10 protein-coding genes are annotated in these 11,082 nt (G+C 73.1%); 7 read left to right on the forward strand and 3 right to left on the reverse strand.

Annotated features, from left to right (window positions below; genetic code table 11):
* Positions 1-92 precede the first annotated feature (92 nt).
* Positions 93-1,196 carry a type VII secretion protein EccE gene (locus tag N8J89_RS22420; protein ID WP_283658951.1) on the forward strand — a complete coding sequence of 368 codons (1,104 nt, stop codon included), beginning with the start codon at positions 93-95 and terminating at the stop codon, positions 1,194-1,196.
* Positions 1,197-1,200: 4 nt separating this feature from the next.
* Here the strand turns inward: N8J89_RS22420 and N8J89_RS22425 are convergent, their stop codons facing one another.
* Entirely contained in the window at positions 1,201-1,995 is a 795-nt protein-coding gene (locus N8J89_RS22425) for an AraC family transcriptional regulator (protein WP_283658952.1), read from the reverse strand.
* Positions 1,996-2,065: 70 nt separating this feature from the next.
* Between N8J89_RS22425 and N8J89_RS22430 the strand changes: the two genes are divergently transcribed.
* Entirely contained in the window at positions 2,066-2,992 is a 927-nt protein-coding gene (locus tag N8J89_RS22430) for an alpha/beta fold hydrolase (protein WP_283658953.1), read from the forward strand.
* Between the two features lie 152 nt (positions 2,993-3,144).
* Here N8J89_RS22430 and N8J89_RS22435 read toward each other — a convergent pair whose 3' ends face one another.
* Complete coding sequence (locus N8J89_RS22435; RefSeq protein ID WP_283658954.1) at positions 3,145-3,783, reverse strand: winged helix-turn-helix transcriptional regulator; 639 nt, start codon at positions 3,781-3,783, stop codon at positions 3,145-3,147.
* Positions 3,784-3,828: 45 nt separating this feature from the next.
* Here N8J89_RS22435 and N8J89_RS22440 point away from each other — a divergent pair, with 45 nt between their 5' ends.
* The 4 genes from N8J89_RS22440 (at position 3,829) to N8J89_RS22455 (ending at position 5,523) form a co-directional block, all read left to right on the forward strand.
* Complete coding sequence (locus N8J89_RS22440) at positions 3,829-4,236, forward strand: DUF1761 domain-containing protein (RefSeq protein WP_283658955.1); 408 nt, start codon at positions 3,829-3,831, stop codon at positions 4,234-4,236.
* 43 nt (positions 4,237-4,279) lie between these two features.
* A complete protein-coding gene (locus tag N8J89_RS22445) occupies positions 4,280-4,906 on the forward strand; it encodes a TetR/AcrR family transcriptional regulator (protein ID WP_283658956.1) in 627 nt (208 codons plus the stop codon).
* Positions 4,903-5,112, forward strand: coding sequence for a helix-turn-helix domain-containing protein (locus N8J89_RS22450; RefSeq protein ID WP_252480399.1), 210 nt, complete (start codon positions 4,903-4,905; stop codon positions 5,110-5,112). The genes N8J89_RS22445 and N8J89_RS22450 overlap by 4 nt, the downstream gene beginning before the upstream one ends.
* 108 nt (positions 5,113-5,220) lie before the next feature.
* A complete protein-coding gene (locus N8J89_RS22455) occupies positions 5,221-5,523 on the forward strand; it encodes a hypothetical protein (RefSeq protein WP_283658957.1) in 303 nt (100 codons plus the stop codon).
* Here the strand turns inward: N8J89_RS22455 and recD2 are convergent.
* Positions 5,508-7,733 (reverse strand): SF1B family DNA helicase RecD2, encoded by a 2,226-nt coding sequence (gene recD2, locus N8J89_RS22460; RefSeq protein ID WP_283658958.1) that lies wholly within the window; start codon positions 7,731-7,733, stop codon positions 5,508-5,510. The genes N8J89_RS22455 and recD2 overlap by 16 nt on opposite strands.
* A gap of 103 nt (positions 7,734-7,836) precedes the next feature.
* Between recD2 and N8J89_RS22465 the strand changes: the two genes are divergently transcribed.
* Positions 7,837-11,055 (forward strand): BTAD domain-containing putative transcriptional regulator, encoded by a 3,219-nt coding sequence (locus N8J89_RS22465; RefSeq protein ID WP_283658959.1) that lies wholly within the window; start codon positions 7,837-7,839, stop codon positions 11,053-11,055.
* The last annotated feature ends 27 nt before the right edge of the window (positions 11,056-11,082 follow it).

The following is an 11,082-nucleotide window of genomic DNA, read 5'->3' on the forward strand; positions in this document are numbered from 1 at the left end:
AATACTATCGATCACCACGGACAGTTCCGGTCATCTGTTGACTGAAATCCTTGTGCCGCAAGGAATTCCCAAACACTCGGTGGTGCATGCGGATGAGCGTTCTCTCGACCGGTCGGCGGGGACGGGTGGTGCCGTTGGGCGCGGGCACAATTGCCGTCGCGGAAATCGCGGCCCTGGCCGTGCTCGGCACCATCGTCCCCTTCGGACCGTGGAGCATCCTCGCCCTCAGCGTCGCCACCATCACCCTCGCCGTTACCCTGCTCCGCGTCCGCGGCCTGCCCGCCTACCGCTGGGCCGCCCTCTACCTGCGCTTCCGGCACCGCCGCCGCCGGCTCGCCGCCCGCGAGGCGGCCACGCCCCTGCGCGCCCTGCTGCCCGACCTGTCCGTGCACACCCAGGTCGACCGCGCGGGCAACAGGGTAGGAGTGGCAACACTGGAGTCCGACGGCAGTTTCTGCACGATGGTGCGAATCGCGCCGGCCGCACACCCTGCGCCGGACGCGCTGACCCGACTGCTCCACCAGGCCTACGAACGCTCCGGCATCCGGCTCACCAGCGCCCAGCTCACCATCTGGGCCGTCCCCGGCCTGCCGGCCAGCACCGGCGCGGCCACCCCGATCCGCGTGCACTGGCTGTCCCTGCGCTACCGCCCCGCCGAGGAACCCCTGGCCGCGCTGGCCCGCGGCGGCGGTGAGGAAGGCAGCCGCCGCGCCATCGCCAGCGCCGCCCACCGCCTGGTCAGCCAGCTCGCCGAAGCCGGCTACCCGGCCACCGCCCTGGACACCCTGGAACTGCACCAGGAGCTGCTGGTCGCCCTCGGCGCGGACCCGGAGGTGGTCTCCGGCCCGGTGGCCAACGACGGCACCGCCCGGCACCGGGTCACCGAGTCCTGGCGCGACGTCTCGGTGGGACGACTGCGCCAGGCTTGTTTCGTGCCGAAGGACCCGGCGGACGCGGTGGCGCTGCTGGGCCGGTGCGCGCCGGAGGCGATGTTCACCTGCACCTCCTACACGCTGTCCCGGGCGGCCCGCGGTGAGCTGGTGGCCAGGGCGCGGGTGCGGGTCGGGGTCGCCGCGGACGGGCTGTGGCTGAGCCCGCAGCGGGCCTCGCAAAGCCTTGGCGTGCCGGTGGTCCCGGTGGACGGCCGCCAGGACCGGCACACCATCGCGACCCTGCCGCTGGCTCTGACGCCCTGACCGCTCAGCCCGGCCAGGCCCGCTCGTCCACCGCCAGCCACGGCTCCCCCGCGGCGGCCACCGGCGTGGTGCCGGTGAACGCGCGGATCTCGTGGTGCAGGTGGGACTGGTCGGCATAACCGCCCTCCGCGGCCACCCGCGCGGCGCTGTGCCCACGCACCAGGCGGTGCACGGCGTGGTCGAAGCGGACCAGCATGGCCGCGCGCTTGGGGGTCAGGCCGAGCTGCGCGCCGAAGCGGGACCACAGTCGCTGACGACTCCACCCGGTCCGCGCCGCCAGTTCGCGCACCCGCACCCGGCCGTGGCTGCCGAGGATCTCCCGCCACACCCAGGCCACCTCGGGATCAACCGGCCGGCCCGCGTCCAGTCGCGCCGCCAGTTCGGCCTCGACCAGCGCGAACCGCTCCGGCCAGGTGCGCGCGTGGTGCAGCCGCTCGCGCAACGCCGAGGTGCCACGGCCCCACAGATCGTCGAGGGCGAGGACCTGCCCGCGCAACTCCGCCAGCGGCAGCCCGAGCACCGGGTGCGCGAGCAGCGGGGACAGCCGCAGCTGCACGCAGTCGACCCCCTCGGCCCGCACCCGGAACACGGTGAAGCCGAGCCCGGCGGCCAGGCTGGTCATCCGCCGCCCGCCCACGGCCACCGGACGGTCGCCGAACTCGACGGCCACGGTGACGGCCGGATGCGGGATGGCCCGCAGCTCGGCCGGGCGGTCGCCGGGAATGCGGAACCCGGCCATGTCCGCACCGGGCCGCGCCCGCGACGGTCGCGCGATCTCCCAGGCGGCGGTGTCTGACACGCCCCGACCCTAGGAGCGGCGCGGACATTTCGCCAAGACTCCTCGCCCCGCTCCCCGCGAAGGTGTCGCCATGGAACAGAAACCCACCCCGCGGCGACGGCGGATCACCCTGCTGACCCTCGGCGGCCTCGCCCTCCTGCTCGCGGCGAACACGGTGGCCGTGCGCGCCGAGACCACCGAAGCCACCGGCGCACGGATCGTGCGCCTGCCCGGCGGGGACATCCACCTCGTGCGGGAGGGGCCGCCCGGCGCGCCCGCGGTGGTGCTGCTGCACGGACTGAGCGGCTCGACGGCCTGGTGGGAGCCGGTGCTGCCGGGCGTGCGCGAGCTGCACGTGCTGCGGCTGGACCTGCTCGGGCACGGCGGATCGGCCAAACCGCGCACCGGCTACGGCATTGCCGAGCAGGCCGACCGGGTCGCCGCCGTGCTCGACCACCTCGGCATCCGCCGCGCGACCATCGTCGGCCATTCCACCGGCGGCTACGTCGCCACCGCACTGGCCGAGCGCCGCCGCGACCTGGTGGCCGCGATCATGCTGATCTCCACCGGCCCCCGGCTGGACGCCTTCCTCGGCAACAGCCCCGCCGCCGGCCTGCTGACCACCCCGGTGCTCGGTGAGCTGCTCTGGCGGCTGCGCACCGAGAGCATGATCCGCGACGCGGCCGGCACCGCGTTCACCCGCGAGGTGCACGTCCCCGACCGGCTCATCGCCGACATCCGCGGCATGACCTACCGCGCCCTCACCGCGACCGACGAGGCCGCCAGCGCGTTCCTGACCGAACGACCCCTCCCCGACCGGCTCACCGGGATCGGCCTGCCGACCCTGGTGCTCTTCGGCGCGCGGGACCGCCGGTGGCAGCCGTCCTCCGCCCAGGACTACCGGCGGGTTCCGGGCGCGCGGATCGAGATCCTCGACGGGATCGGCCACACGCCCATGTTCGAGGACCCCGGGACCACCGGGGCCCTCCTGCACCGGTTCGCCACCGAGGCACGCTGAGCCGCTCGGCCGGCATCGGCTTGTCTGGCCGGTCTCGGCGGGGTTGTCATTCGTTGTTCCGTGGCTTAATTTCGCTCGACACTGAAATAATCACACTGGCAAAATTCACAGGCCAGCCTCGGCCACCCGGCGGACCTGCGGAGTTACCTCGGCTAGCGAGCGGGGAAAGCTCTGCGGAGAACTTCGGCATCGCCCCGGATGCCTCCCGCGGCGACCGCCTGGTCGACCGTGAGCGCGCCGGTCGCGAGCCCGACCACAACCTCCGGCGCGGCCGTCAGGACCGTCTCCGGCCGGCGGTCGGGCTCGGCCACCGCGCGCGGACCGTTCTCGTCGATGTGCAGGACGATGAGGAAGCCGTCGACCTCGAAGCCGAGTTCGACCGCGGGAGTGGCGGTCGCGCCCGGCAGCAGCGCGGGCAGCGCGAGCACCAGCCAGCGCGGCTGGAACGAGTCGCCGCCACGGCCGGTCGTCATCAGCGGCGCGCCCCACCGGCCCAGCGCCTCCATCGGCTCGCGCAGCCCCGCACCCCACGGTGTCAGGGCGTACAGGACCCCCGCGTCGCCCAGCCGCCGCTCGACGATCCCGTGCCCCTCCAAGCTGCGCAGTCGCTCCGCCAGCAGGTTGGTCGCGATCCCGGCGAGGAAGGACTTCAGCTCGTTGTAGCGCAGCGGGCCGGGCAGCAGCTCGCGCACGATCAGCAGGTTCCAGCGGTCGCCCACCACGTCCAGGGCGCGGGCGAGTGCGCAGAACTGTCCATAGGAGCGGCCGGGAGTTCGCTTGACTTTTTCCATCGAGGTTGATTTTATCACGCTCATCGACGATCAAGGAGTCGCACCATGGGGATCAACTGGCTGGCCACCGTGCTCGCGATCGTCGTCGGCATGGCCGTGGCGGGCCTGTGGTACAGCAAGGTCGGCTTCGTGTTCGTGTGGTGGAGGCTGACCGGCCTGACCCCGGAACGGTCCAAGAAGGCCAGCCCGCGGAACATGGCCCAGTTGCTCGTCGCGAACAGCGTGACCGCGGTCGGACTGGCGGCCGGCATCGGGATCACGTCGGCGGCCACCGGCGACGAGTCGGCAGGCCTGGCACTGCTGGTCGGTCTGGTGGCCTGGTTGACGATCTCGGCGACCACGCTCCTCCAGCACAACGCCTTCGAGCTGAAGCCGCCGAAGCTGACCCTCATCAACTGCGGCTACCAGCTGGTGCTGTTCCTCGCCATGTCGCTGGTGATCGGACTGTTCTGACCGCCCGCCGCGGACCGGTTGATGGATGGACTAGATTTAGGTCGTGCAACCTAATCCTGGGTCGAGCGAACTGACGTTCACCGAGGCCGCCCGCCGCAAGCAGATCGTGCTCGCCGCGATCGAGACCATCGCCGAGCTCGGCTACGCCAAGGCCTCGTTCGCGCAGATCGCCCGGCGGGCCGGGCTGAGCAGCCCCGGGCTGATCTCCTACCACTTCGACGGCAAGGACGACCTGATCGGCCAGGTGGTCGCCGAGGTCTACGCCACCGGCGGCGCGCTGGTGCGCCCGGAGAGCGCGGAGGCCACCTCCGCCTGGCAGGCCCTGCGCGGGTACCTGGAAGGCAGCATCAGGTTCTACGACACCCACCGCACGCACATGCGGGCGCTGGTGCAGATCCTCCAGGGCCACCCCGAGGCACTGGGCCGGTGGGCCGGGCCCGCCAACGCCGCCGAGCTCGCCGGGCTGACCGAGGTGCTGGAGCGCGGACAGCGCGCGGGCGAGTTCCGCGAGTTCGACCCCGGCACCGTCGCGGTGATCATCCGGCAGCTGCTCTCCGGCGCGCTGCAACACCTGCTCACCCAACCGGACCTGGACCTTCCCGCCTACACCCGCGAACTGGTCGCCCTGTGCGAGCACGCCCTTCACAACCACGGCAAGGAGCAGCGATGACGAACGGTTTCACCCCGCGCGAGGACGCCGAGGACCTGGCCAAGGTGCTGCGCGAGGCCCGCGAGACCCAGGGCGTCACCGCCGCGGAACTGGCCCGGCGCACCGGTATGCGCACCACGGACGTGCTGGAGTTCGAGGCGGCGAGGGTGATTCCGGCCGGGGAACCGTTCGCGGTCTACATGCGGGCGCTGGGGTTCGAGGCCTGAGCCGCGCGGCCGGGCTGGCAAAAAGCGTTTCGGGGCAACAGAATCTCACCCCATCAAGTGACGCTGCCGATTTACCTTGCCAGCCTGGCAAAGCCAACCATGAAGGGCGTGACCACCGACCAGCTCCTCTACTGCATGCACTCCTGGACCTGGAGCACCCAGCGCATCCCGCTGATCCCGCCCACCGGCCCCGCCTGGCGCGTGCAAGCCACCCCGCGCCCCTACGGCGTCACCGTCATCCTCACCGTCTTCCACCCCGGCGAGCCCTGGCAGGACTCCCGGCACATCCTCACCGCCGAGATGCTGCGGGCCAAGGACTCCGCCGCGGTCAACCGGATGCTCAACAAGATCGTGGCCGGGCTGTTCCGGCGGGCCGGGGTCGAGGTGCCGCTGCGTTACGAGCCGGCGTGATCGCGCAGTCGCCAGGCCAGCGCGGTGTGGCGGCGGCCCGCGCCCACGGTGCGCACCGCCTGGCCGATCGCGCGCCGCGACCCGACCAGCACCACGATCCGCTTCGCCCGGGTCACCGCGGTGTAGAGCAGGTTGCGCTGCAACATCATCCAGGAGCTGGTGGTCAGCGGGATGACGACCACCGGGTACTCGCTGCCCTGGCTGCGGTGGATGGTGACCGCGTAGGCGTGGGTCAGCTCGTCCAGCTCGCTGAACTCGTAGTCGACGTCCTCGTCCTCGTCGGTGCGCACGGTCAGCTTCTGCTCGTCGTTGTCCAGCGCGACCACCACGCCCAGGGTGCCGTTGAAGACGCCGTTGGCGCCCTTGTCGTAGTTGTTGCGGATCTGGGTGACCTTGTCCCCCACCCGGAACACCCGGCCGCCGAAGCGGCGTTCTGGCACGTCGGGGCGGCTGGGCGTGAGCGCCTCCTGCAGCACCAGGTTCAGCGTGCCCGCGCCCGCCGGGCCGCGGTGCATGGGGGCCAGCACCTGCACGTCGCGGCGCGGGTTGACGCCGAACTTCTTCGGCAGCCGCCGGGCCACCACGTCCACGGTCAGCTCCGCGGCGGCCTCGGCCTCCTCCACCGGGAACAGGAAGAAGTCGTCGAGGCCGTCGGTCACCGGCGGCTCGCCCGCGTTGATCCGGTGCGCGTTGGTGACCACGCCGGACTGCTGCGCCTGCCGGAACACCTGGGTCAGCCGCACGTGCGGGATCGGGCTGCCCTCGGCCAGCAGGTCGCGCAGCACCTCGCCCGCGCCCACCGAGGGGAGCTGGTCCACGTCTCCCACCAGCAGCAGGTGCGCGCCGGGGCCGACCGCCTTGACCAGCTTGTTGGCCAGCAACAGGTCCAGCATGGACGCCTCGTCCACCACCACCAGGTCCGCCGGCAGCGGGCGGTCCCGGTCGTAGGCGGCGTCCCCGCCGGGTTTGAGCTCCAGCAGCCGGTGCACGGTGGCCGCCGGGTGGCCGGTCAGCTCGGTGAGGCGCTTGGCGGCGCGGCCGGTGGGCGCGGCCAGCAGCACCCTGGCGTTCTTCGCCCTGGCCAGGGTTACGATCGAGCGGACGGTGAAGCTCTTGCCGCAGCCCGGCCCGCCGGTGAGCACCGCGACCTTCTGGGTCAGCGCGAGCTTGACCGCCTCCTCCTGGGCGGGCGCCAGCTCGGTCTTGTTCTGCCGGTGCAACCAGGCCAGCGCCTTGTCCCAGTCCACCGCGGCGAAGTCCGGCATCCAGTCCGCCCCCGCGCGCAGCAGCCGCAGCAGCGAGGCGGCCAGGCTGACCTCGGCGCGGTGGAAGGGCACCAGGTAGATCGCGCCGACCGGGGTCTCCGCGTCCTCGCCGGGCACCTGCTCCCGGACCACGCCCTCTTCCTCGACCAGCTCGGCCAGGCAGTCGATCACCAGGCCGGTGTCCACCTGGAGGATCTTGATCGCCTCGCTGATCAGCCCCTGCTCCGGCAGGAAGCAGTTGCCGTTGCCGGTCGCCTCGGACAGGGTGAACTGCAACCCGGCCTTGACCCGCTGCGGGCTGTCGTGCGGGATGCCCACCGACTTGGCGATGGTGTCCGCGGTGCGGAACCCGATGCCCCACACGTCGTTGGCCAGCCGGTAGGGCTCCTGGCGGACCACCTCGATGGACTTCTCCGCGTACTGCTTGTAGATCCGCACCGCCAGCGAGGTGGACACCCCGACCCCTTGCAGGAAGACCATCACCTCCTTGATCGCCTTCTGCTCCTCCCAGGCGGCCGCGATCAGCTTGGTGCGCTTGGGTCCCAGCTTGGGCACCTCGATCAGCCGCTCGGGGTGCTGCTCGATCACGTCCAGGGAGTCCACGCCGAAGTGCTCGACGATCCGGTCGGCCAGCACCGGCCCGATGCCTTTGATCAGCCCGGAACCCAGGTACCGCCGGATGCCCTGCACGGTGGCCGGCAGCACCGTCGTGTAGTCCTCCACGTGGAACTGCTTGCCGTACTGCGGATGCGAACCCCACCGGCCGCGCAGCCGCAGCGACTCCCCCGGCTGCGCGCCCAGCAGCGCGCCGACCACGGTCACCAGGTCGCCGCCGCGCCCGGTGTCCACCCTGGCCACGGTGTAGCCGGTCTCCTCGTTGGCGAAGGTGATCCGCTCCAGCACCGCTTCCAGCACCGCCTGCCGGACCGGCTCGCCCGCGTTCATCCCCGCTGCTCCTCCCCCGCGCCACCGTCAGGAGAACACCTACCACAACGCCTGGCACAGACCCGGTGTGCCAGGCCAGCTCCGGCCCAGGCAGCATTGCGGTGTGGCTGGCACACCGTGGGTTTCGGCGTTGCGCACCGCCCGGCTGCGCAGTGGGCTCACCCAGGAGGAGCTGGCCGCGCGGGCCGGGCTGAGCGTGCGCACGGTGCGCGGAGTCGAGCAGGGCGAGGTGAAGGTCCCGCGCGGGGACACCCTGCGCCGGCTGGCCGCGGTGGTCGGCCTGCCCGATCCGGAGCTGCCCGAGCCGGGCGAGCTGCGCGTCGGCGTGCTCGGGCCGCTGCTGCTCTCCCGCGGCTCGACGGTGCTGGACTCCTCGGCGGCCATGCCCCGGCTGCTGCTCGGCCTGCTCGCGCTGCGGGCGGGACAGCTGGTCAGCCACGGCGAGATCACCCACGCGCTGTGGGGCGACCGGCCGCCGGAGTCCCGGCAGAGCCTGGTGCACACCTACCTCAGCCGGCTGCGCAAGCAGCTGCCCGACGGCGACCGCGACCGCCTGGTCACCCTGCACGGCGGCTACCTGTTCAACCCGGGCCCCGGCCAGCTCGACCTGGCCGAGTTCGCCGATGGCCTGGACCGCGCGGAGAGCCTGGCCGGCACCGACCCGGTGGCCGCGCTGGCCGAGTACGAGCAGGCGCTGAACCGGTGGCGCGGCCCGGTGCTGGCCGACCTGCCGGGCAGGCTGCGCGAGCACCCGGTGGCGGTCGCGGTGGGCAGGCGCCGGATCGAGGCCGCGCTGGCCTACGGCGAGCTGGCCGTGCGGCTGGGCCGGGCCGAGCAGGCGGTGCGCGCGCTGCGCCCGCTGGCCGCCGAGCACCCGCTGCACGAGGACCTGCACGCGGTGCTGCTGCTCGCCCTGGCCGGTTCTGGCCGTCAGGCCGCCGCGCTGGAGGTCTTCACCGACATCCGGGACCGCCTGGACGCCGACCTCGGGGTCCGGCCCAGCGCCGCGCTGCGCGAGGCGCACCTGCGGGTGCTGCGCGGCGAGATTCCGGCCGCGCACAGCACCTTCACCACCGTGGTCCCGGCGGCCGTGCCCCGCCCGGCGCAGCTGCCGCCCGCGATCGGCGGGTTCACCGGCCGCACCGCCGCGCTGGCCGAGCTCGACGAGCTGCGGCCGGGCAGCGAACCGGTGCTGCTGACCGGCACCGCCGGGGTCGGCAAGACCGCGCTGGCCGTGCACTGGGCACACCGGGTGCGCGCGGAGTTCCCGGACGGCCAGCTCTACCTCAACCTGCTCGGCCACACCCCCGGCCAGCCGCTGACCCCGCTGGCCGCGCTGGACCGGCTGCTGCGCGGACTCGGCGTGCCTGCCGAACGGGTGCCCGCCGAGGTGGCGGCCGCGGCGGACCTGTACCGCTCGTTGGTGGCCGAGCGACAGCTGCTGGTGTTGCTGGACAACGTCTTCGACGACGAGCAGCTCCGTCCGCTGCTGGCCGTCGGCCCCGGCGCGCAGGTCGTGGTCACCAGCCGCAACCGGCTGGCCGGGGTGCGCGCGATCGTGCTGGACGTGCTCGACGACGAGGAGGCCGGACAGCTGCTGGCGGCCACCGTCGGCGCCGAGCGGCTGGCCGCCGAACCGGACGCGGCCGCGGAGCTGATCAACGCCTGCGCCCGGCTGCCGCTGGCGCTGCGGATCACCGCGGCGAACCTGGCCGCGCACCCGGCCTGGCCGCTGTCGGAGATGGTCGGCGAGCTGCTCGACGGCGACCGGCTCAGCGCGCTGGAGATCGGCGAGCACGAGCTCAGCGGGGTCCGGGCCACCTTCGACTGCTCCTACCTGGCCCAGGAACCACCGGCCCGCGCGGTGTTCCGCCTGCTCGGCCTGGCCCCCATCGCCGAGTTCAGCGCCGAGGCGGTCGCCGCGCTGGCCGGCTGTCCACTCGCCGAGGCCGCGGACGCGCTGGCGCGGCTGAGCACCGCGCACCTCATCCGCCCGGCCGCGAACGACCGGATCACCCTGCACGACCTGCTCCGCGAGTACGCCGCCGAACGCGCCGCCCTCGAGCTCACCCCGGCCGAGCGCACGGCGGCGGTGCTGCGGCTCTACGGCTGGTACACCCAGACCGTGGAGACCGCCTCGTGGGCGCTCTACGGCCACTGGCGGCAGGTGCCGCTGGCCCCGACCCCGCCGGTGCCCCCGGCGGTGAGCTTCGCCGACTACCGGGTGGCCACCGACTGGCTGGACGCCGAGATCGGCAACATCACCGCGCTGATCGCGCACGCCGCCGAGCGGGGCCCGCGCCCGGCGACCTGGCGGCTGATGGGCGTGGTGCGCAACTACTTCCTGCTCCGCCCCAGCCCGGCCTGCCTGCCCGCGGCGCAGGCCACCCTGGCCGCGGCGCAGGCCGAGGGCGACCCGGCGGGGCAGGTGGTGGCGCTGATCAGCCTGGCCGACGCGGAACGGTACCGGGAGCGCCGCGAGCAGGCCCTTGAGCTGTACCAGCTGGCGCTGGACCGCTACGCCGAGGCCGGGCTCACCGCGGGCGCGGCCGCCATCCACACCGACATCGGCTCCTACGGGCTGCGCGAGCAGAGCCTGGCCGCGATCAAGGCCAACGAGCTGCGCATCCTGGCGCTGCACCAGGCCGAGCAGCACGACCCGATCTCGCACCTCACCACGCTCAACGCGCTGTTCTACGTCTGCCACCGCCTCGGCGAGCACGAGGAGGCGCTGCGCCACCGGGACGCGGCCGAGGAGCTGGCCCGGCACCCCGCCATGCCACCGCACAACCCCTGGGTGCTCTACCTGCTGGGCTCGCACGCCAGGGTGCTGGGCCAGCGCGAGCTGGCCGAGCGCAGGCTCCGGCACGCCCTCGCGGTCACCAGACAGGTGCGCGCGGACTGGGCGCAGCGCTACGTGCTGGCCGAACTGGCCGAGCTGCACATGGACACCGGCAACCCGCGCGAGGCCCTCGAACTGGCCAGGGAGTCCCTCGAGCTGGCCAGGCGCTGCGCGGACACCATCGCCGAGCACCACTCGCTGATTGTGCTCGGCCAGGCGCACACCCGGCTCGGCCAGACCGACGAGGCCCTGCACTGCCTGCGCTGGGCACGGCAGCATTACCGCCGGGACCGCAACCACTACGGCGAGGTGGACGCGTTGCTGGCGCTGTCCCGGGCCTGGTCCGCCCGCGACCCGCGGCCGGCCCGCGCCTACGCCCGCGCCGCGGCCGAGCTGGCCCGGCGGATCCAGGACAACTTCCTGGTGGCCGAGGCCGGGGCGCTGCTTGCCACCCTGGATCCTGCCGGTGGCTGTGCGTAATCGATTGACCGCATAACGTTTCAGGCA

The sequence above is a fragment of the Crossiella sp. CA-258035 genome, from assembly GCF_030064675.1.
In the GTDB taxonomy this organism is placed as follows: Bacteria; Actinomycetota; Actinomycetes; order Mycobacteriales; family Pseudonocardiaceae; genus Crossiella.

Bases quoted from the DNA above. Each gene is read 5' to 3' on its own strand.
- N8J89_RS22420 (WP_283658951.1), top strand. From the start codon at position 93: ATGAGCGTTCTCTCGACCGGTCGGCGGGGACGGGTGGTGCCGTTGGGC.
- N8J89_RS22430 (WP_283658953.1), top strand. From the start codon at position 2,066: ATGGAACAGAAACCCACCCCGCGGCGACGGCGGATCACCCTGCTGACC.
- N8J89_RS22435 (WP_283658954.1), bottom strand. From the start codon at position 3,783: ATGGAAAAAGTCAAGCGAACTCCCGGCCGCTCCTATGGACAGTTCTGC.
- N8J89_RS22440 (WP_283658955.1), top strand. From the start codon at position 3,829: ATGGGGATCAACTGGCTGGCCACCGTGCTCGCGATCGTCGTCGGCATG.
- N8J89_RS22450 (WP_252480399.1), top strand. From the start codon at position 4,903: ATGACGAACGGTTTCACCCCGCGCGAGGACGCCGAGGACCTGGCCAAG.
- recD2 (WP_283658958.1), bottom strand. From the start codon at position 7,733: ATGAACGCGGGCGAGCCGGTCCGGCAGGCGGTGCTGGAAGCGGTGCTG.